This is a genomic window from Bacillus thuringiensis (assembly GCF_001182785.1).
Lineage (GTDB): Bacteria > Bacillota > Bacilli > Bacillales > Bacillaceae_G > Bacillus_A > Bacillus_A thuringiensis_S.
Genome location: NZ_CP012099.1, coordinates 651356 through 671944 on the forward strand (window position 1 = coordinate 651356; position 20589 = coordinate 671944).

Genomic DNA, 20589 nt, shown 5'->3' on the forward strand with positions numbered 1-20589 from the left:
AGATTCGGTATACACTTATAATTTTATATATATTCTGAATATTCTTTATAAAAAGAGGAGGGGGAATGTTGGAAGCTATCGTAAGTTGGATCAATAATATTGTTTGGAGTCCAGCACTTGTTTATTTATGTTTAGGAGCAGGTTTATATTTTTCCATTCGAACGAGGTTTTTACAAGTAAGGCATGTAGGAGAAATGGTGAAGCTTACATTTCAAGGAGAAAAATCGGATGCTGGTGTTTCTTCGTTCCAGGCGTTAGCACTTTCTTTATCAGGGCGCGTTGGAACAGGAAATATTGCGGGTGTTGCAACGGCTGTTGCATTTGGTGGTCCAGGAGCTGTCTTTTGGATGTGGGCGGTCGCGTTTCTAGGAGCAGGTTCTGCTTATGTAGAATCGACACTTGCACAAATATATAAGACGAAGCATCAAGGGCAATTCCGTGGTGGTCCAGCTTATTACATTGAAAAAGGGTTAGGGGTTAAATGGTATGCATTAGTATTCGTTGCAGCAACAATTCTTGCAACGGGGATGCTGTTACCGGGTGTTCAGGCAAATAGTATTGCTGTAAGTTTGGAAACAGCTTTCGGTATTAATACTTCTGTATCCGGAGCGGTATTAGTAGCGGCATTAGCGCTTATTATTTTTGGTGGAGTTAAGCGAATTGTTAATGTAGCGCAAGTTGTAGTGCCATTTATGGCGCTTGGTTATATTTTAGTAGCTTGCGTGATTGTTGCTATGAATATTGAAAAATTACCAGATGCTTTCATGTTAATTTTAAAAAGTGCCTTTGCATTAGAAGCAGCTTTTGGTGGAATTATTGGTTTAGCAATCTCTTGGGGAGTAAAACGTGGTATTTATTCCAATGAAGCAGGGCAAGGAACTGGGGCCCATGCGGCGGCAGCTGCTGAAGTATCACATCCAGCTAAACAAGGGTTAGTACAAGCATTTTCCGTTTACATTGATACATTATTTGTTTGTTCAGCAACAGCATTTATGATGATTATTACAGGCATGTATAACGTATTTGATGCAAGCGGAAAAAACTTTATCGTTAATAAATTAAATGGTGCGCAGCCGGGTCCTGGTTATACACAGGCAGCAGTAGAATCTGTTTTCCCTGGATTTGGAAACGGTTTCGTTGCAATTTCTTTACTATTCTTCGCGTTTACAACAATTATGGCGTATTACTACATTGCAGAAACGAATATTGCATACTTAAATCGTGATAAAGACCGTCCTTGGATGTCCATCGTACTAAAATTTGTATTCTTAGGAGTCGTATTCTATGGTTGTGTAAAAACAGCTGCAACGGCTTGGGCTTTAGGTGATATTGGTGTAGGGATTATGGCATGGGTTAACATTATCGCGATTTTACTACTACAAAAACCAGCATTGATCGCATTAAAAGATTATGAAAAGCAGAAAAAAGAAGGGAAAGATCCAGTATTTGATCCGCAGGAATTAGGAATTAAAAATGCTGATTTTTGGGAGCATGAATACGGGAAAGATAAGAAAGAAGAAGTATCTTAATAGAATAGAAATGAAAAAAGCAAAGGGGAAACCCTTTGCTTTTTTTATGGACAAATTGAAGCTGAAAGTTATTTTTGGGACTATTTTTGAATATAAAAAGAATGTACATGCGTTGTTAGGGGAAGGGGGAGTATGTTGATAGAATTTCGTAATGTAAATAAATATTATGGTAACTTTCAAGTTTTGAAAAATATTAATGTGCAAGTGAAAAAAGGCGAAGTGGTAGTAGTTGTCGGGCCTTCAGGATCAGGAAAAAGTACATTGCTTCGATGTATAAATCAATTAGAGGCAATTACAGATGGAGAATTAATTGTACAAAATACAGAGGTACACAATAAAAAAACGGACATGAATGAATTGCGGCGAAATATTGGGATGGTCTTTCAACATTTTTATTTATATCCACATAAAACAGTTCTGCAAAATATTACACTAGCACCGATTAAAGTAAATAAAGTTTCCAAAGAAGAAGCAGAGAAAACAGCAATGTTTTATTTAGAGAAAGTAGGAATCCCGGAGAAGGCTAATGTATATCCGCATCAATTATCCGGAGGACAACAGCAAAGGGTAGCAATTGCTAGAGGACTTGCGATGCAACCGGAAATTATGCTGTTCGATGAGCCTACGTCTGCTCTTGATCCGGAGATGATCGGGGAAGTACTTGATGTTATGAAAACGCTAGCTAAAGAAGGGATGACAATGGTCGTTGTCACGCATGAAATGGGATTTGCGCGAGAAGTAGCAGATCGGATTTTATTTATGGATGATGGTCAAATTATTGAAGATACAACACCGGCGCAATTTTTTGCAAATCCTGAACAAGAAAGAGCTCGTTTATTTTTAAGTCGGGTGCTAAATCATTAGAGGAGGAATTTCATGCTTAAAATGAAAAAGTTATTTACTTTAATCGTATTTTCATGTTTATTCGTGCTTGTTGTTGCTGGATGCGGAAGTAAGAAAGATGAGGCAAAGGAAACAAATACGAAGCAAGGCGGGGCTGTTGAGCAAATTAAGAAACGAGGGAAATTAGTAGTTGGGGTGAAGAATGATACGAATTTATTTGGATTGAAAAATCCTTCAACAGGGCAGGTAGAAGGATTCGATGTTGATATCGCGAAGGCACTTGCGAAAAAGATTCTTGGAGATGAAAAGAAGCTAGAGTTGAAAGAAGTAACGTCTAAAACACGTATTCCAATGCTGAAAAATGGTGATATTGATGCAATTATTGCGACAATGACAATTACGGAAGAACGCAAAAAAGAAGTGGATTTTTCAGATGTATATTTTAAAGCAGGACAATCGTTACTTGTGAAAAAAGGAAGCAATATTAAGAGCGTCGATGATATAAAACAAGGCGTTAAAGTATTAGCTGTAAAAGGATCAACATCTACAAATAACATTCGTCAAAAGTCACCAGAAGCGACTGTATTAGAATTTGAAAATTATAGTGAGGCATTTACAGCGTTAAAGGCAGGTAAAGGTGATGTGTTAACGACAGATAATGCGATTCTTTATGGAATGGCAAAACAAGATGCTAATTATGAAGTAGTAGGAAAAATTTTCACAGATGAACCGTACGGAATTGCAGTGCAAAAAGGTGCAGACGATTTAACGAAAGAGATTAATAACTTACTAAAAGATATGAAGGCGAGCGGGGAATACGATAAATTGTATGAAAAATGGATCGGTCAAAAACAAGAGAAGTAAAGTGAAACTTTATTTTTCTTGATAAATAGTAAGAGTGAGAGGATGAGAGTACTCATCCTCTTCTTGTAAAGAAAGAGGGGAGAATATGTGCCTGATTTTTCTATATTAACGAATAACATTGATATGTATTTAGAAGGGTTTAAATATACAGTTATGTCTAGTGTAATTGCATTAATAGGCAGTTTTATTTTAGGCGTAATTTTGGCAGTAATGCGTATTGCACCTATTCGTATTTTAAATTGGATGGGATCCGCTTTTGTAGAGTTTGTAAGAAATATTCCACTCGTATTAATTGCATTTATATTCTATTTCGCTTTACCTGTAATAGGAATTACGTTAAATGGTTTTGTAGCAGGAACAGTTACGCTTACGATATATACTGCAGCATTTATTGCAGAAGTAATTCGCGCTGGTATTTTATCAGTTGCGAAAGGGCAAATGGAAGCTGCGCGTTCCTCAGGATTAACGTATGTGCAAGGAATGTATTATGTTGTCTTACCTCAAGCTATGAAAATTGTAATCCCCCCTTTAGGAAATCAATTTCTCAATTTAGTTAAAAACTCCTCAATACTCGGAATTATTGCTGGTACTGATTTAATGTATCAAGGAGATTTAATTTCCACGAAGACGTTTGTTACGTTTGATGTTTATATATTTGTCGGGATGTTTTATTTAATATTAACAATTCCGCTCAGTATGCTAGTGCGTTATTTAGAAAAACGCTTAGCAAAGGAGGCGGTGTAAATGGATTTTAAGGGAGCAATTACAGGAGATCATATTCTGTTTTTATTAAAAGGATTACTCATAACACTAGAGGTAGCGTTCGTAGCAATTGTACTTAGCTTTATTATTGGTAGTGTAATAGGGATATTGCGCTACATGAAAATACCAGTCGTCTCACAAATATTAGGAATTATCGTTGAAGTGATTCGAAATTTACCGCTTCTTTTAATTATATTTTTTACGTATTTTGCACTTCCAGAAGCAGGCTTGAAATTAGAAATTATAACAGCTGCAATTGTTGCTTTAACAATATTTGAAGCTGCAATGATATCTGAAATCGTTCGAAGTGGTCTGTTATCTATTGAAAAAGGGCAGGTTGAGGCTGCAAGATCTTCAGGATTAACGTATGTTCAAGCACTTTGGTATATTATTTTGCCGCAAGCATTAAGGAGAATGGTTCCGCCACTTGTTAGTCAATTTATTTCATTGCTGAAGGATACGTCGCTAGCGGTTGTTATATCACTACCTGAACTTATGCATAATGCTCAAATTATTAGCGGACAAAATGTGAATTACATGATCCCGACGTTTATATTAGTGGCTTGTATGTACTTTATCGTAAATTATAGTTTGTCAATTTTATCCAGAAGATTAGAACTCCGTTAACCCTTACAATATATGTGAGGGTTTTTTCCTTGTTTATCCTTATTTTCCTCTAAATAGAATCTAAATCTTGCAATAATTAGATTTTTTATATTATTTTATCAGAAAAGTTTTAATTTTATATAGAAAATGTAATCGCTTTCGTGTATATTTTTATTATCAGAAAATTTTAACAAGATATAGGGGTATGGTAGGGGGAGGATTTAGATGCAGCAACCAACGAATGAGAAATTACATCGTACGATGAAGAGTAGACATTTATTTATGATCGCACTTGGTGGTGTAATCGGAACTGGTTTTTTCTTAGGTTCAGGTTACACTATTAATCAGGCTGGACCAGGGGGAGCCATCCTTTCATATTTAGTAGGCGGATTTATTATGTATTTAACAATGCTTTGTCTTGGAGAGTTAACGGTAGCAATGCCAGTTTCAGGTTCTTTCCAAAAGTATGCGACGAAGTTTATTGGACCAGGAACGGGCTTTATGATCGGCTGGCTATACTGGCTCGGCTGGGCAGTAACGGTAGGTTTAGAATTAACTTCAATCGGTTTAATGATGAAAAGATGGTTTCCAAATGTTGATGTTTGGGTATGGTGCCTTGTATTCGGCGTTATTCTATATGCGTCAAATGCTATCTCAGCGAAAAGCTACGCTGAATTAGAATTTTGGTTTTCTAGTATTAAAGTAATTACAATCCTTGCATTTGTTGTTCTTGGTGGTAGTGCATTATTAGGATTTATATCATATGACGGAAAAGAAGCAGCACCTCTTTTCTCTAACTTTGTAAGCGATGGTGGACTTTTCCCAAATGGACTAGCTGCCGTATTACTTACAATGATTACAGTTAACTTCTCGTTCCAAGGAACAGAGTTAATCGGGATTGCAGCGGGAGAAAGTGAAAATCCAGAAAAAACAATTCCACGTGCGATCCGTAATACAGTATGGCGCATTATGTTATTCTTCATTTTAACAATGACAATTTTAGTAGGATTAATTTCTTGGAAGGAAGCAGGCGTAATTGAAAGTCCATTCGTAGTTGTATTTGATAAAATCGGTATTCCATATGCAGCTGATATTATGAACTTTGTTATTATTACTGCGTTATTATCTGTAGCGAACTCTGGATTATATGCAGCGACGCGTATATTATGGTCACTTGCAAATGAAGGAATGGCACCAACTTCTTTCAAGACAGTAAATAAACGTGGTATTCCAATTACAGCGCTAGTCGTAACGATTGCGGTAGCTGGATTATCCCTATTCACAAGTTTCCTTGCAGAAGATACAGTATACATGTACTTATTATCGATAGCTGGTTTATCGGCTGTTTCAAGTTGGATCATTATTGCTCTATCGCAACTTCGCTTTAGAAGTCAGTATATAAAAGGCGGAGGAAAGTTAGAGGACTTAAAGTATAGAACACCACTATACCCGATTGTTCCAATTTTAGCTTTAATTACAAATAGCATCGTTGTTATTAGTTTAGCGTTTATTCCTGAACAAAGAATGGCGTTATACTGTGGTATTCCATTTATCATTTTCTGCTATATATATTATTATTATATGAGTAAGAAACGGCAGAAACCGATGAAAGTGGAGATGGACAAAACAAATGAAACTAACAATCAAACACGATGATATAAAGGCAGATTTATCGTACGGTCAATTAGCGATTGGAAAAGAAAACGGGTATTCACCGTTACAATTACTCGTTTCTTCTATCGCAGGATGTAGTGCAATTGTCTTTCGAACAATTTTAGAAAAGAAACGTATTACATACGATACGTTTACAATTGAAACTGAAATTGGTAGAAGTGAAGCTTTATCAAAACCAGTTGAAAGTGTTCATTTGCACTATAAAATTAAAGCGGAAAACATTACAGAAGAGCAGTTGGACAAAGCATTGCAGCTTGCAGTGAAAAATTGCACGATTGTTCAATCTGTAAAAGATAGTATAAAAGTTACGGAAACAATTGAATTAATAAAGTGAAATATAAAAGCGTGAGAGCCGTATTCTCACGTTTTTATGTTTTAGAAAGAGGGGAAAGTGTAATGGACTGTTTAGGTTGTAAATTAGTAAACGAAGAGGAAAAAATATATAAAGTATATGAAGATGATTATGTAACTTGCTTTTTAGATCATGCGCCTTTCTACCCAGGGCATACTTTAATTGTGCCAAAGCAGCATGTTGTAGAAGTAGACGAATTAGATGATGTTGTAGCAAAATCCATTATGGATGCTTCTAAGCTGATTGCAAAAGCGATTAAGGCATTATATAAACCAGATGGAATTACAGTTTGTCAAAATGGTGGAGTATTTAACGAGTTAACACATTACCATATGCATGTCGTACCAAGATATAAAGAGCGTTCGTTTGCTGAGTTTTATACGGTGCAACCAGAGGAAAAGAAGAATCATAACTTTGAAGAGACAAAGAATTTGTTAAAAGAAGCGATAGAGCAAATACTACTTACTGAAAAGGCATAAGAGGGATGTTCTTAATGGAACAGTCAGGGGAATTCTAATATAAAAAAGCCCAATTTCTCAGTTACAATAGAGAAATTGGGCTTTTTTCATTCTATTATTCGGTTTTATCTATTAAAGAATACTGCAGTGTCACAAAGTATATCGCTCATTCGTTATATAGAGTGAGAGGAGGAATTATATGAAAGTTACAAATAACAATTATGAAAAGATGGAAGAGCTATACGAGTTGTACGAACAAAAAATTTATTATGTAGCGTATTCTATTTTAAATAATATTCAGCAGGCTGAAGATGCGGTTCAAGAGACGTTTATTACTCTTTATAAGAACTTGGAAAAACTTCATAGCTTGAACACGCAAGAGCTTAAACGCTATATTTTGAGGGTCGCGAAAAACAAGGCGATTGATAGTTACCGGAAAAATAAACGACATGAAACATTTTTAGAAGAATATGAAAGAGAATCAATAGAAGCAGTAGATGAAAATATTGAAGAGTGGGAAAAACGTAAAATGTCTGAGGTTCAAATTGATACATTGCTAAAAGAGTTAAATGAATCTAACAGACAGGTGTTTAAGTACAAAGTCTTCTATAACTTAACGTATCAAGAAATTTCAAGTGTAATGGGGATTACGGAGGCTAATGTCCGCAAGCAGTTTGAGCGTGCTCGGAAACGAGTACAAAACATTATAGGAGGTATACAAAATGACGAATTCAAAGAACTCCAAAGAAATGTATGACCTTGCCGAAAAGATTGCTTTAGATGATTTTGATAAACTCGAAGAACAACATGAATTTTCACATACATATACGCGCAAAAAGAAATTGTTTATGGAGGAAATGAAGTTGAAAGATGGACAACCTCAGAAAAAGCGTAAAAGATATCGTATGTTAATCGCTGCTGCCTGTTTATTAATTGGTATGCCGACAACTGTTTTTGGTGCAGTAAAAGTTTATAATATGATTGTTAAAAAACAAAATTATGAAGTAAATGTTTCGGTAACAAACAAGGACTCGAAAAAGAGTAATAAGTGGTATAAGTTGAAGATTGGTAAATTGCCAGAAAATATGGAAGCAATTGATGATAGTGCTATGAAATATTCATTTAAAGATAACTACGCAATGGGAGGATTTTCATTCGCTCTTCGGAGGGTAGGGGAAAATACAGATTTTCAAACTCTGTATTCGAAAAGTTACGAAGAAAAAGAGATAAATGGTAGGAAAGCAGTAATTGTCCATAAAGAAACAGGAAACAACAATGTAATGTTCGATAGAAAGGTATTTCTCTTTTTTGAGAAAGAAGGGATTATGTTAGAAAGTTATATTGGATCCGATATAAACGAAGAACAAATGATGGATGTGTTAGGGAACATTTCACTTGAGCCCACGTCAAAAGAAAAGGCATCACATATAGTAGATTATGATGAAAATCGTTTTAGCAAAGCAGAGGAACCTAAAAAAACTAAGGTTATTCCTTTGAAAAAAGATAGTAAACGACTATTTCATGTAGGGCAAAAGGTTCCAGTAACGATAACGATGGATGATAGCCAAGTTGAATATGTGATAGAAAAAGTTGAAGTATTTGATTCAATCAAAGATTTTAAACAAGAGAACTTTTATGAACTTGGCTTAGGAATACTAAGCAGGAATCAGGCTTTGGATCAAGGGGGACAATTAATACCATATAGACGGGACAAATATAAAATTGGAAATGGTAAAGATTCAATTGATCAATTAGTAGAATCAAAATTAATTCATCCTAAATTTGTCTACCTAACAACAACAGTGAAAAATATAGGTAAACAGGCGACAGAAGAAATCTATATGCATCCATCTATAAAGCTGCTTAAATCTGAAGGTAATGCATGGAACTATGCTAAAGAAGAAGGAATTGCCGAGAAAAATATTATGACGGGCGAAGTTGATTACTTAGAACCTCACGGAGATGGAAAAAGCTTTTACAATATTGGCAGTATCACACCAGGACAAACTGTAAAGGTTAATCTAGGTTATTTTGTAGATGAGGATAAACTAGACTCAATCTTCCTTGATGCTTTCCATTATAGAGGGAATGGTGGCACTGAAAATATGAATGCGGAATATCGTTGGTGGATTGATATTCGTCAATAGTAAAACAATAGGAACAACAGGACGAAGAAGCTGCTTATATTTAGCAGCTTTTTCAGCCTTCATACATATGTAAAACTTCTTTCGCACGTATACGTAAACCATCTATTAATTCTTTCGGTTTTAAAACTTTTGCATCTTTTCCAAGTCTATAAAACAGAGGGGTAATAAAGTTAATTTCACCTTTATCAATTGTTGAATGTATATATCCTGTCCCGTCTTCGTTTACTACTACGAATTCTTCAAGGTAAGGAACGCTTTTACATTGGCGTACGCCTTCTGTCGTTAATAAAACATGTAATTGGATAGGAATTTTTATGACGTTAGAGTTAGAGTCGAACCATTCTTCTAAATTCATGAACGTATCTTTATTTTCTTCTGTTGATAATATGGAAAGAATACGATCAACGCGATACAGTAATACCTTTTTTCTGCTGAAGTCATAGGATGGTAAGTACCATAGCCCATCGTGAGCGTATACACCGATAGGATGAACATGTTTTGTTTTTATCCCTGATTTAGATTCGTATTGAAAGTGTAAATTTTTATTTTCGATAGCCGCGGTTAACACTTCGTTTAATAGAGGGGTATCAATTGTTCTCTTCGGATTCCAAAAAGCGATATAAGAACGTATTTTATCAACTTTCGCTTGTGCATCATGTTGTAGAGAGTTATACAGTTTATGCGTAACGGAGTTGATTTCTGTGTTAAAAGGCAAGTCCCTGTAGTAGCTTAAAGACTGAAAAGCAAAAAAGATGGATACTGCTTCTTCTTCGGTAAATAAAATAGGGGGAATGACTTTATTCGTTAATACTTTATATCCCCCGTTACGACCTTGTTCTGCATAAATAGGTAATCCCATATCGCTTAAATCTAAAATGTATCTATGGACAGTACGAACGGAAATATTAAATTCATCAGCTATTTCCCGAGCTGTAAATGTTCTTTTTGTAGAAGCGAATATAAGAATATCTAATAAGCGTTTAGCTTTTGACAAATGTATCACCTTTTTCTTTTTAAACATGACATAAATTGTCGTGTTTTATTGATAGTATATTGATTACATCATAATGTAATCAAGATGAGATGCAAGGAGGAAAAGAGATGTCACGTGAAGTTGTTTTATTTATAGCCGCTAGTTTGGATGGATATATTGCGAAAGAGAATGATGATTTAGAGTGGTTAATGGAAACCGAAGGAGAGGGAGATAACGGTTATACAGAAATGTATGAAACGATTAATACAATAATTATGGGGAAACGAACGTACGATTATGTAGTAGAGCATACGGAAACATTCCCTTACTTAGATAAAGCATGTTATGTTTTTTCTCGTTCAGAAAAAGGCTCAGACGGAAACGTGGAGTTTGTAAATGAAGATGTAGTGGAGTTTACTAAAAGGTTAAAAGCACAAGAAGGATCTAAAATATGGATGGTTGGTGGAGGAAGTTTACTGAGTGAGTTCTTTAAAAATAATCTAATTGATGAATATATCGTTACGATTACACCGCATATATTAGGTTCTGGAGTTCCATTATTTCAAGACAAGAATCCAGAAATTAATTTAACTTTAACCGATACGAAACGTTTTGGGCAATTTGTAAATTTATATTATAAAGTAAAATGATACAAAAACACGACTACCATCAATAGTCGTGTTTTTGTATAGAGGGTAATGAAATGATAAAGCAAGACCCGTGATCAACTTCGCTCGTTACAGCAATATTCCCGCCGTGTAGTTCTACAATTTCTTTTACGATAGATAGTCCTAAACCAGTTCCACCTGTAGCTCGTGATCTTGCTTTATCAACTCGATAAAAGCGGTCGAAGATGTGAGGGAGGTCTTCAGGAGGAATGCCTTCGCCTTCATCTTCAATTGTAATAGAGATATTTTTATGTTCTTCTGTAACAGAAATGTTTATATGAGAATGTTCTTTTGAATGTCTATAAGCGTTATTTAAAATGTTTATTATAACTTGTTCAAATCGCTGGTCATCTAAATTTACTAGCAGTGTAGGAGGACAAGAGAAAGAAACTTTAATGTATCTTTCTTTATACATGGCGTTTACTTTTTCAGCTATGCGAGTAAGGAAGGTGTGTAAATGCACTTCCTTTACTTGAATAGAAAAGTTATGTTGTTCCATTTGTGCAAGTGAAAATAAATCTTGAACTAAGTTTGTAATGTAATCAGACTCATCTTTTATAATTGATAAATATTGCAAACGTTGCTTAGGAGGGGTGCTTTCTTTTAAAGCAATGTCAGCATAACCTCTTACGTATGTTAATGGTGTTCGTAATTCGTGAGCAACACTTGCTAGAAATTCACTTCGCTCTGTTTTCATATAATGTAAATCATTTGCGAGCGTTTGAATAGATGATGCTAGTTCGCCAATTTCATCATTTCGAGTAGTCGTTAACGAAACGGACAAATCGCCTTTACTCATTTTTTCAGTGGCATGTTTCATGTGTAACAATGGTTTTGTTAATAAACGTGATAATAGGAAAATTGTGATGACTGTGAGTAGAAACGTGATGACACCAGCAATAATGAATTGTTTCGTTAATCCATTAACTAACTTTTCAATTGATTCTGTTCCAAGAAACATGTACACATAGCCTTCATGTTTTCCATCTACTACAATGGGGCTAACTGTACATATATAATTAGATGTTTTCCAATGATTTTCTATAATCGCTCCATTATGGTCTGTTCGAGTTTGCATTTTACTAATATGATCGTTTATAGTCGTGTTTATTTCGTTAGATTTAGCTAGTATTTCTTTATTTGCATTTGTAATAACGACAGTTGTTTCAGCTTCAGATTCCATTAATGCTACGTGAGAGATGGTTTGCGCATCGTAATATTTTTCAAGTACATCCCGGTGACTATTTCCTCGCTTTAATAAAGCCGTCATTTCTTCATTTACTCTAGTATTTACAAGACTATAATAGAGCAAAATAAAGAGAACACTTTCAATTAAAAGTGTAACAATTAAAAAATAAAATCCGAATTGAATTGAAATTCGTTTCATCGTTTTGCCCCTTACTGTTCAGTATCAATCCATCGATAACCTATTCCATACACGGTTTTTAAATGATGATCAATAGGGAAATGTGCTTTTCGTAATTTATCACGTAAATTACGAATATGTGAATCGACTGTGCGATCTTCTGTATTTGTGTTTAACCCCCAAATTCGTTCGATGAGCTGATCACGGCTTAATACGTAGTTCACATGGCGTAAAAATAATCCGAGTAAAGAAAATTCAATTGGTGTGAGAAGGAGTTCTTCATTATGGACAGAAACGAAGTGTTTTGTTTCATCCCATACAATACCGTGATATTGGATTTGTTTATGTTCATTTGTACGTCTTAAAACGGCTGCAATTCTTGCGAAAAGTTCTTCTTCATGGAAAGGTTTCGTTACGTAATCATCGGCTCCAAGTTTTAATCCTTGAACGACATCTACTGTTTGATCACGAGCTGTAACCATAATAATAGGAATGTTACTAAAAGATCGGATTTTTTTGCACGTTTCCCATCCGTCCATCTTTGGCATCATAATATCGAGTAAAACAAATTTAAAGTTTCGATTTTCTATATGTAAAATAGCTTCTTCTCCTGAAGTCGCACATACGCAGTTATATCCAATTGGGGTAAGATAAAGCGTTAATAATTCAAGCATTCTCGGTTCATCGTCTACGAGCAGTATATCAATCATAGAGAGCCCTCCATATTTATAATCGTTACTTAAAGTGTAATGCAAAATCATGAAGAAATGGTGCAGATTATGATGTGTCTGCATAATTTCTTCAGAATTGCTTGTTATTGTGGAGTTGAAATTACATTTTAGGTAATCATATTGGCTCAAAAATGATTAATACGGAGGCGGTATAATGAAAAAAATGACCCGAATTTTTGGGATAACAATAATTACAGCAGTTGGTCTTGCTGCATGCGGACAAACGAATACAGACCATAAAAACCATGAATCTACAAAAGAGAAAAAAATAGAGCAAAAGGAAATGAAAATGAATCAGGAGGTAACGGCGCCAAAAGAAATGAACGAAGGGGCATCGTATGATTTATTAACGACAAGTTTAAAAAATGTGACGAGGTTAAATACAAATGATCCCCTGCAAATGGCAGTGTTAACTTCGCAAACGATATGGCCAGCAACTCATAAAGAGAACCAGCCGGGTGCTGTTATTTTAGTACCAGCAAGCGAGTGGCAATTAGGTATTGCGAGTGCAGACCTTATTCATCATCCGAATAACGGACCGATTTTATTTATAGAAAAAGAAAAGATACCGGAAATGACGTTAAAAGAAATAAAACGATTAAATCCAATCGGAACGAAAGATGGAACACAAATTATGGTGATGGGGGATGTAGGTACTAGCGCGCTTGAACAATTAAAAGGTTATAAAGTAAAACAAATAAAAGAAACGGACCCAGCTATATTTGCGAAAGACGTTGATAAGGAGTATGCCGATATAACAGGAAGCTACCCAAATAGTGTTATTATCGGTTCATCTGCAGAAGAAGGACGCTTATATACAACACCCGCTGTAAACTGGATTTCTCATATGCCGGAACCATTACTCTATACAGAAAAGGATAAAGTGCCAGAAGCGACAATAGAGGCATTAAAAATGAGAAAAGATAAAGCAAATATATATGTACTAGGACCAGAAAAAATCGTTTCAAAAGAAGTAGAAAAAGAGTTAAGCAAATACGGGAAAGTAACGCGTATTAGCGGTGAGACTCCAACAGAAAATTCTATCGCATTTGCGAAGTTTAAAGATGAAAAAACAAAATTTGGCTGGGGATTCACAAAACCTGGTCACGGTTTATCATTTGTTTCAAGCAAAACACCAGATTTAGCAGTTGCTGGGGCACCTTTTTCACATATGGGTAAACACGCACCTGTTGTCTTGTTAGAAGAAGGGAAAGCTTCACAACCAGTGTATGACTTCCTTGCTAATATTCAGCCGAAGTTTAAAGATGATCCAACACTTGGACCATATAATCATGGCTTCTTATTAGGAAGTACGAGTGATATTTCATTTGAAACACAAGGAATACTAGATGAGAGGTTAGAAATTGTTCAAGAAAGTGGTCAAGGACACGGTGGACATTAATGAAATGAGAAAAGATGCTACTAAGGTAGCGTCTTTTTCTTTAGGAAACTTTTACATAGCAAAAAATCTTCTACTCGTTATATAATTGCTTTCGTGCAGTCGGCTAGATTTTCTTATGGAGAAAATCAAATTATAAAGGAGTAGAGGAGTGGTATTTTGTTTCAAACGATAAAAAATGACTGGTTTTCTAATGTGAGAGGGGACGTGTTATCAGGAATTGTCGTTGCTTTAGCATTAATCCCTGAAGCGATAGCCTTCGCTGTTATTGCAGGCGTGGATCCGACAGTTGGACTATACGCAGCCTTTTGTATTGCGGTTACCATTTCATTTGTTGGCGGAAGGACTGGAATGATTTCAGCTGCAACAGGTGCAATGGCATTATTAATGGTAACGCTTGTTAAAGATCATGGTTTGCAATATTTATTTGCTACAACAATATTAACAGGTATCGTCCAAATTATTTTTGGCGTGTTCAAACTGAGCTCATTTATGAAGTTTGTGCCGAAATCTGTTATGAGTGGTTTTTTAAATTCACTTGGAATTTTAGTTTTTACAGCGCAATTACCGCATTTTAAAAATGCAACTTGGCAAATGTATGCACTCGTTGTATTAGGACTTGCAATTATATATTTATTTCCACGTATTACAACGGTTGTACCTTCTACGCTTATTTCAATTATTATTGTGACGAGCATTGCACTTATGAGCGGATTACAGTTGAAAACAGTAGGGGATATGGGAAGCCTGCCGAAAGAATTACCGTTCTTTAGTATTCCTGATGTGCCATTTACATTAGAAACATTAGGGATTATTTTACCTTATGCAGTTATGCTTGCAATCATTGGTTTACTAGAGTCTTTATTAACAGCTTCAGTTTTAGATGATATGACGCATACAGAAAGTAATAAGCATAAAGAGGCACGCGGACAAGGGATCGCAAACATCGTTGCTGGATTTTTCGGAGGAATGGCAGGATGTGCAATGATCGGTCAATCTGTTATTAATATTAAATCAGGTGGACGAGGTCGCCTATCAACATTTGTAGCGGGCGGATTTTTAATCGTATTACTATTCGTTTTAGGAGATTATGTCGTTCATATTCCGATGGCAGCTTTAGTTGCGGTTATGATTATGGTTTCAATCGGAACGTTTGATTGGAACTCTGTAACAACGATTCATAAAGTACCAAAAGGAAACGCATTTGTTATGATCGTAACAGTTGTGATTGTCCTAATTACACATAACTTAGCAGTAGGTGTAATTATCGGAACAGTAATTAGTGCGGTGTTATTTGCATTCAATATGGCAAAGATTCACGTGAAACATTTATATATTGAAAATAAGAAAATATACGAAATTCACGGTCAACTTTTCTTTGCATCCACAGCCGATTTCATAAATAATTTTTCATTTAATGAAGATGTAAAAGAAATTGAAATGAATTTTACTCATGCGCACGTATGGGATGATTCAGCGGTGGCATCAATTGATAAAGTTATCATAAAGTATGAGCAAAGTGGTGTGAAAGTAAGTATAACAGGATTAAATGAACGTAGCTCAAAACTTGTTGCAAATTTAGCTACTTATAATAACAGAATTGCTAGTTAAAAGCCTCCTTTTTAGGGGGCTTTATTATATAATACGAGTAGGATAACGAAAAGGGGATTCAGCATATGTACAAACAAATTATATTAGCATGTGACGGTTCTGAACATGCACTTCGAGCAGCGGAACATGCAACATATATTGCGAAATGTAGCGAAGAAACAAATGTTGAAGTTGTGTACGTAGTAGATAATAGAACGGCAAAATCAGATATTATACAAGGTCAAACAGATTTAGAAACAATATCGGCTAGTCGAAAAGATAAATTAAAAGAGATTGAAGTTTTATTAAAGAAAGAGAACATATCTTATACAATTACGATATTACATGGTGATCCTGGAGATACAATTGTTCAATATGTAAATACAGGAGATATAGATCTTGTTATCGCTGGAAGCAGAGGGCTAAACACACTGCAAGAAATGGTGCTTGGTAGTGTCAGTCATAAAATAGCAAAACGAGTGAAATGTCCGGTGATGATTATAAAATGAAATAGAATGTAACTAAAGACCTTAGTATAACTGAGGTCTTTTTTATGTATAAATGACTCTTATTTGTGGAAATACTAGATATATAAGTTGAGAAGATGTTAACTTACAAATTTGTAAGTTAGTTGTTAGAGAAATCGATGTTATGAAATTTTTCCCATTGGTAAAATAAAAGTATCAAAGGGGAGATAGGGAGGATGGAAGCAATGAAATCATTTCAAAATTTGTCATATAGTCAAGGGGTAAGCTTAATTTGTCTAGGAGGATTTGCTGCATCTGTTACGTTAGCTGTTTTAATAAAGGTGTTTCATCAAATTTTTTGATTTTATAGTAGGGAAGGAATTGGTTGTTATAAATAGTAAGAAAAGGATTATAAATAAAAAATAGCTCTTAGCATGTATGTAAATGCTAAGAGCTATTTTTGTTTACTTAGCTACTTCCGCTTTTTCGCTTGTTACAGTAACGTCTTTCCATGTTAATTTAGAACCTGGTGCAACGTCATAATCTTTAACACGGTTATTTACACCTGTTAATTCAAACTTGTAATGAAGTGGAATTAATGGTACTTCATCGTGGATAAGTTTTTGCCATTTATCGTATACATCTTTACGATATTTATCGTCCATTGCCGCTGGAGAGATACCATCTTCTAATAGTTTAGTATTCTGTTCGTTTACCCAGCGACCATTGTTAAATTTAGCATTCTTACCCCAAACACCAGAAGGATCTGGATCAGAACCAACGCCCCATGCAGCTGAGAATAAGTCTACTTTTGGATCGTCCTCCTCAACCATTTTATAGAAGGAGTTTAGTTCGTGTAAGCGTCCATCAACAAGCTCTACTTTCACACCAATATCTTTCCAAGATTGGATAAATAATTTTGCAAGAGGTTCACTCGTGTCACTTCCGCTCATTGCTAGAAGGTTAAGTTTAAATTCATTTCCGTTTGGATCTTCACGGAATCCGTCACTATTTTTATCTTTATATCCAGCTTCATCTAATAATTTTTTAGCCTTCTCAACGTCTTTATCATATGCCCCGACATTATTATTATGGAACTTCGGTAAAGATGGTGGAACAGGTGAATTAGCAGGATAGCGTAGTCCATGATATAATTTGTCACCGATTTCTTTGCGGTCAATAGCATAAGCCATTGCTTGGCGTAAGCGTACATCTTTAAACTTATTATTCTCATTTGTTACATTTTCTTTTTTGTCTTTATCCCAAGTTCCAAACTTAAAGCCGATGTAGCTATAGTATAAATCTGTTTTTCCGATAAGTTGTGCATTTTTCAATTTACTTACATTTGGATATTGATCTGCGCTAACTTCAGCGATATCAATATCACCATTTTTTAATGAGGCGTTTACAACAGACGGATTAACAACTTTTAATGTTAAATTTTTCAGTTTAGGTTTTCCAGCCCAGTAATCATCATTGCGTTCAAATTCAATTGCTTCACCTGGAACGATTTTTTTTACTTTAAATGGACCGAAACCGATTGGATTTTTACGAACTTTATCAGATTCTGCTAGTTTCTCAATTGGTACGTCGCCTAAATATTTTTTATTAAGTGGTAAAGTCCAAACACCAGTAATCATTGATGGATTTGGTTGTTTATATGTAATGGAAATAGTTTTTTGGTCAATTACTTTTACGCCAGAAATTTTGTCAGCCTTGCCAGCGTGATAATCTTCCATACCTTCAATAAGTGGCATTTGTTTTGAATAGCGAGCACCTTCGTATTTTGGATGACCGATTGCAAGGTATGCATATTCTAAGTCTTCAGCTGTAACAGGGTTACCATCGTGCCATTTTACATTATCTTTGATTTTTATTGTAATTGTTTTTTTATCTTCAGAAATCTCAAAAGTAGCTGGGCCATTATTTGTAATTTCATAGTTCTTATCTGTCCATAATAGTGAGTCATCAAAGAATGTGATAATATCCCAGTCAGTAGCATTCTCATACACAACAGGATTTAAAATACCAGCAAATGGTGTACCAGATACAAGTCCATAAGTAAGAGATCCATCTTTCACTTCTTTTTTATCATTTTTTACTTGTGAACTAAATTTATTTGTTTCAACGTTTTTCTGGCTACTCGATTTCTTATCACTGCTACCGTTTCCTCCGCATGCAGAGAGTAATAATGTTGAAACTGCAAGTGTACTTAGAACTTTAATAAATTTTGGTTTATTCATAAATTCTCCACCCCTTAACCTTTTCTTTGTCTTGCATCAGCTGCACGTTGGAGCGCTTGGCCGATAAAATTTATACTCAACATCAACACTAAAATCATGATTGATGCAGGTAACCAAATCCACCATTTCTCTTGTAATACATCTGGGTTTGTTGCATAACTAACAAGTGTCCCGAGACTCGGTGTACTTTCTGGGAGACCAAAGCCTAAAAATGTTAGTCCAGATTCGATACCGATATTCCCCGCAAGGTTTAATGTGACACTTACGATAATAATAGAACTTAAATTAGGTAATACTTGCGAAGTTATAATTTTCCAATTAGGTGTTCCTAATGTTTTGGAAGCTAATACATAATCTAACTCTTTTTCCGCTAGTACTTTTGAGCGGATTAAACGTGCTTTCCCAGTCCATAAAAACATGCTCATAATCAAAATAAATGTAAGGACATTGAATTTTGGGACAATTGTGATGAAAACAATTACGATCATTAAGAACGGTAAAACAATAATAAAGTCAATAATACGCATAATCATATTGTCAATTTTTCCGCCAAAGTAACCTGCGATGAGGCCGATAGTCATACCGATAAAGCAAGTGATAGCGGTAATAACTAAACCAATTGTAAATGAGTTACGTGTACCGATTATAAGTTGTCCAAAAATATCGCGTCCTCCATAGTCTGTACCTAACAAATGTTCAGCAGAAGGTGGTGAATATATTGCAAATAAGTCTACTCGTACAATATCTTCTTGTTTCATAATAAATGAGGTTATATAAACACCTAGTAGTAGAAGAGTAAGAAAGACAAGTGAAAACATTGCTAATTTATCTTTACGAAATTCTCTCCACATAATAGAGAAACCTGATGGGCTTTTCTCATATTGAATTATTTCTGTTTGTTTTTCAGGATTGGCCAACATAACGTCTGCTCCTTTCTATTAATCAATTCGAATTCGTGGGTCAACGATGCTTAGAATAATGTCAGAAAGGAGTGTTCCAAGTAACGTTGCAAAACCAGTAAGCATTACTAAAGAAGTAATAACGCTAAAGTCACGCTGCGTGATAGATTGCATAAAGAGTTGACCGAGTCCAGGGTAACTAAATATGCTTTCTAAGAAGATTGATCCACCAATTAAACCAGTAATTTCATAACCTAAGAAAGCTGCAATTGGTAAGAAAGAGTTACGTAAAATATGTTTAGAATAAATTCGTGACTCTGGTACACCTTTTGCTCTAGCTGTACGTACAAAATCTTTAATTTTTGTATCAATAATTTCACTTCTTAAATATTGGACTGTACTAACAGTTCCAATAAGTGCACCACATATTGCAGGTAACAGGAGGTGATTTAATTTGCTCATATAATAAGCGAAGGTACCATCAACTACTTGAGGATCGACACTGCCTCCAGTCGGGAAAAGAGCAAGTTGAAATCCGAATACAAAGAGCATAATTAGTGCGAAAATAAATAGCGGTGTTGCATAACCAAGATAGTTATATAGTGTAATAATCCGATCCATCCAAGAGTTATTCCAGCGACCGCTAATAACCCCTAGTGGGATGGCAATTAAATAGGTAAGAATTAAAATAGCAAGCGATAATGTAATTGTGTTTCCAAGGCGTTCACCTAATAAATCTGTTACTTGAATTTTATGTATAGTAGAGACACCAAAATCACCTTGAGCAACGTTTGTAATCCAACGTACATATTGTGTTGTAATAGGATCATTTAATCCGAGTCTTTCTCTTTGCTCTTCAATTACTTTTGGGTCGGCACTTGGATCCATCGCTCTACCGGTTAAAGCATCACCAGGCATCGCTTTCGCAAGTGCGAAGACGAGAATACTTAATACGAATAATTGCGGTATCATAACTAATAATCGACGTAGTATAAATTTCCACATGTTTTATCACTCC

Annotated in this window: 22 protein-coding genes; 16 read left to right on the forward strand and 6 right to left on the reverse strand. The window is 35.2% G+C overall.

The annotated features are described in order from the left end of the window. Positions 1–68: 68 nt before the first annotated feature. The 11 genes from AC241_RS03315 (at position 69) to AC241_RS03365 (ending at position 9235) form a co-directional block, all read left to right on the forward strand. A complete protein-coding gene (locus tag AC241_RS03315) occupies positions 69–1529 on the forward strand; it encodes an alanine/glycine:cation symporter family protein (RefSeq protein WP_000387486.1) in 1461 nt (486 codons plus the stop codon). Between the two features lie 10 nt (positions 1530–1539). Then, positions 1540–1668: an amino acid ABC transporter ATP-binding protein gene (locus AC241_RS32495; protein WP_080990869.1), complete on the forward strand. Its 129-nt coding sequence runs from the start codon at positions 1540–1542 to the stop codon at positions 1666–1668. Next, the gene (locus AC241_RS03325; RefSeq protein ID WP_002162934.1) at positions 1665–2393 is read left to right on the forward strand and encodes an amino acid ABC transporter ATP-binding protein; all 729 of its coding nucleotides are present in this window, start codon (positions 1665–1667) and stop codon (positions 2391–2393) included. Before AC241_RS32495 ends, AC241_RS03325 begins: the two co-directional genes overlap by 4 nt. Before the next feature lie 12 nt (positions 2394–2405). Next, positions 2406–3236, forward strand: a complete 831-nt coding sequence (glnH, locus tag AC241_RS03330; RefSeq protein WP_048564166.1) for a glutamine ABC transporter substrate-binding protein GlnH — start codon at positions 2406–2408, stop codon at positions 3234–3236. An 87-nt stretch (positions 3237–3323) separates the two neighbouring features. After that, positions 3324–3980, forward strand: a complete 657-nt coding sequence (locus tag AC241_RS03335; protein ID WP_016083541.1) for an amino acid ABC transporter permease — start codon at positions 3324–3326, stop codon at positions 3978–3980. After that, positions 3981–4625, forward strand: a complete 645-nt coding sequence (locus AC241_RS03340) for an amino acid ABC transporter permease (protein WP_050842556.1) — start codon at positions 3981–3983, stop codon at positions 4623–4625. 204 nt (positions 4626–4829) lie between these two features. Then, the gene (locus AC241_RS03345; RefSeq protein ID WP_050842558.1) at positions 4830–6260 is read left to right on the forward strand and encodes an amino acid permease; all 1431 of its coding nucleotides are present in this window, start codon (positions 4830–4832) and stop codon (positions 6258–6260) included. Continuing rightward, entirely contained in the window at positions 6235–6612 is a 378-nt protein-coding gene (locus AC241_RS03350; RefSeq protein ID WP_050842560.1) for an OsmC family protein, read from the forward strand. Before AC241_RS03345 ends, AC241_RS03350 begins: the two co-directional genes overlap by 26 nt. 62 nt (positions 6613–6674) lie before the next feature. Beyond that, entirely contained in the window at positions 6675–7109 is a 435-nt protein-coding gene (locus AC241_RS03355) for an HIT family protein (protein WP_050842562.1), read from the forward strand. Between the two features lie 178 nt (positions 7110–7287). Beyond that, positions 7288–7845, forward strand: coding sequence for an RNA polymerase sigma factor (locus tag AC241_RS03360; RefSeq protein WP_050842564.1), 558 nt, complete (start codon positions 7288–7290; stop codon positions 7843–7845). Beyond that, complete coding sequence (locus AC241_RS03365; RefSeq protein WP_050842565.1) at positions 7811–9235, forward strand: DUF4367 domain-containing protein; 1425 nt, start codon at positions 7811–7813, stop codon at positions 9233–9235. The genes AC241_RS03360 and AC241_RS03365 overlap by 35 nt, the downstream gene beginning before the upstream one ends. 52 nt (positions 9236–9287) lie before the next feature. Here the strand turns inward: AC241_RS03365 and AC241_RS03370 are convergent, their stop codons facing one another. After that, positions 9288–10256, reverse strand: coding sequence for a helix-turn-helix transcriptional regulator (locus AC241_RS03370; RefSeq protein ID WP_155417045.1), 969 nt, complete (start codon positions 10254–10256; stop codon positions 9288–9290). An 80-nt stretch (positions 10257–10336) separates the two neighbouring features. Here AC241_RS03370 and AC241_RS03375 point away from each other — a divergent pair, with 80 nt between their 5' ends. After that, the gene (locus AC241_RS03375; protein ID WP_050842569.1) at positions 10337–10858 is read left to right on the forward strand and encodes a dihydrofolate reductase family protein; all 522 of its coding nucleotides are present in this window, start codon (positions 10337–10339) and stop codon (positions 10856–10858) included. A gap of 19 nt (positions 10859–10877) precedes the next feature. On the opposite strand, the gene AC241_RS03380 is transcribed toward AC241_RS03375, so the two are convergent. Both AC241_RS03380 and AC241_RS03385 read right to left on the reverse strand, forming a co-directional pair. After that, positions 10878–12263 (reverse strand): sensor histidine kinase, encoded by a 1386-nt coding sequence (locus AC241_RS03380; protein WP_050842571.1) that lies wholly within the window; start codon positions 12261–12263, stop codon positions 10878–10880. An 11-nt stretch (positions 12264–12274) separates the two neighbouring features. Then, complete coding sequence (locus AC241_RS03385) at positions 12275–12952, reverse strand: response regulator transcription factor (protein ID WP_050842573.1); 678 nt, start codon at positions 12950–12952, stop codon at positions 12275–12277. 175 nt (positions 12953–13127) lie between these two features. On the opposite strand from AC241_RS03385, the gene AC241_RS03390 reads away from it, so the two are divergent. The 4 genes from AC241_RS03390 (at position 13128) to AC241_RS03405 (ending at position 16791) form a co-directional block, all read left to right on the forward strand. Then, positions 13128–14375: an ArsR family transcriptional regulator gene (locus tag AC241_RS03390; protein WP_050842575.1), complete on the forward strand. Its 1248-nt coding sequence runs from the start codon at positions 13128–13130 to the stop codon at positions 14373–14375. Between the two features lie 156 nt (positions 14376–14531). Next, positions 14532–15983 (forward strand): SulP family inorganic anion transporter, encoded by a 1452-nt coding sequence (locus tag AC241_RS03395; protein WP_050842577.1) that lies wholly within the window; start codon positions 14532–14534, stop codon positions 15981–15983. 65 nt (positions 15984–16048) lie between these two features. Then, positions 16049–16471, forward strand: coding sequence for a universal stress protein (locus tag AC241_RS03400; protein WP_000278001.1), 423 nt, complete (start codon positions 16049–16051; stop codon positions 16469–16471). 203 nt (positions 16472–16674) lie between these two features. Further along, the gene (locus tag AC241_RS03405; protein ID WP_000834733.1) at positions 16675–16791 is read left to right on the forward strand and encodes a DUF4027 family protein; all 117 of its coding nucleotides are present in this window, start codon (positions 16675–16677) and stop codon (positions 16789–16791) included. Positions 16792–16893: 102 nt separating this feature from the next. Here AC241_RS03405 and opp4A read toward each other — a convergent pair whose 3' ends face one another. The 3 genes from opp4A to opp4B are packed head-to-tail and all read right to left on the reverse strand — an operon-like array spanning position 16894 to position 20576. Continuing rightward, on the reverse strand, positions 16894–18672 hold the full coding sequence (opp4A, locus tag AC241_RS03410; RefSeq protein WP_050842579.1) for an oligopeptide ABC transporter substrate-binding protein: 1779 nt from the start codon (positions 18670–18672) through the stop codon (positions 16894–16896). Between the two features lie 14 nt (positions 18673–18686). Continuing rightward, a complete protein-coding gene (locus AC241_RS03415; protein WP_050842581.1) occupies positions 18687–19592 on the reverse strand; it encodes an ABC transporter permease in 906 nt (301 codons plus the stop codon). An 18-nt stretch (positions 19593–19610) separates the two neighbouring features. After that, positions 19611–20576: an oligopeptide ABC transporter permease gene (gene opp4B, locus AC241_RS03420; protein ID WP_016083525.1), complete on the reverse strand. Its 966-nt coding sequence runs from the start codon at positions 20574–20576 to the stop codon at positions 19611–19613. Between the last annotated feature and the right edge of the window lie 13 nt (positions 20577–20589).

Bases quoted from the DNA above. Each gene is read 5' to 3' on its own strand.
- AC241_RS32495 (WP_080990869.1), top strand. From the start codon at position 1,540: ATGAAAAAAGCAAAGGGGAAACCCTTTGCTTTTTTTATGGACAAATTG.
- glnH (WP_048564166.1), top strand. From the start codon at position 2,406: ATGCTTAAAATGAAAAAGTTATTTACTTTAATCGTATTTTCATGTTTA.
- AC241_RS03340 (WP_050842556.1), top strand. From the start codon at position 3,981: ATGGATTTTAAGGGAGCAATTACAGGAGATCATATTCTGTTTTTATTA.
- AC241_RS03345 (WP_050842558.1), top strand. From the start codon at position 4,830: ATGCAGCAACCAACGAATGAGAAATTACATCGTACGATGAAGAGTAGA.
- AC241_RS03350 (WP_050842560.1), top strand. From the start codon at position 6,235: ATGAAACTAACAATCAAACACGATGATATAAAGGCAGATTTATCGTAC.
- AC241_RS03355 (WP_050842562.1), top strand. From the start codon at position 6,675: ATGGACTGTTTAGGTTGTAAATTAGTAAACGAAGAGGAAAAAATATAT.
- AC241_RS03360 (WP_050842564.1), top strand. From the start codon at position 7,288: ATGAAAGTTACAAATAACAATTATGAAAAGATGGAAGAGCTATACGAG.
- AC241_RS03365 (WP_050842565.1), top strand. From the start codon at position 7,811: ATGACGAATTCAAAGAACTCCAAAGAAATGTATGACCTTGCCGAAAAG.
- AC241_RS03370 (WP_155417045.1), bottom strand. From the start codon at position 10,256: ATGTTTAAAAAGAAAAAGGTGATACATTTGTCAAAAGCTAAACGCTTA.
- AC241_RS03375 (WP_050842569.1), top strand. From the start codon at position 10,337: ATGTCACGTGAAGTTGTTTTATTTATAGCCGCTAGTTTGGATGGATAT.
- AC241_RS03380 (WP_050842571.1), bottom strand. From the start codon at position 12,263: ATGAAACGAATTTCAATTCAATTCGGATTTTATTTTTTAATTGTTACA.
- AC241_RS03385 (WP_050842573.1), bottom strand. From the start codon at position 12,952: ATGATTGATATACTGCTCGTAGACGATGAACCGAGAATGCTTGAATTA.
- AC241_RS03390 (WP_050842575.1), top strand. From the start codon at position 13,128: ATGAAAAAAATGACCCGAATTTTTGGGATAACAATAATTACAGCAGTT.
- AC241_RS03400 (WP_000278001.1), top strand. From the start codon at position 16,049: ATGTACAAACAAATTATATTAGCATGTGACGGTTCTGAACATGCACTT.
- AC241_RS03405 (WP_000834733.1), top strand. From the start codon at position 16,675: ATGAAATCATTTCAAAATTTGTCATATAGTCAAGGGGTAAGCTTAATT.
- opp4A (WP_050842579.1), bottom strand. From the start codon at position 18,672: ATGAATAAACCAAAATTTATTAAAGTTCTAAGTACACTTGCAGTTTCA.
- AC241_RS03415 (WP_050842581.1), bottom strand. From the start codon at position 19,592: ATGTTGGCCAATCCTGAAAAACAAACAGAAATAATTCAATATGAGAAA.
- opp4B (WP_016083525.1), bottom strand. From the start codon at position 20,576: ATGTGGAAATTTATACTACGTCGATTATTAGTTATGATACCGCAATTA.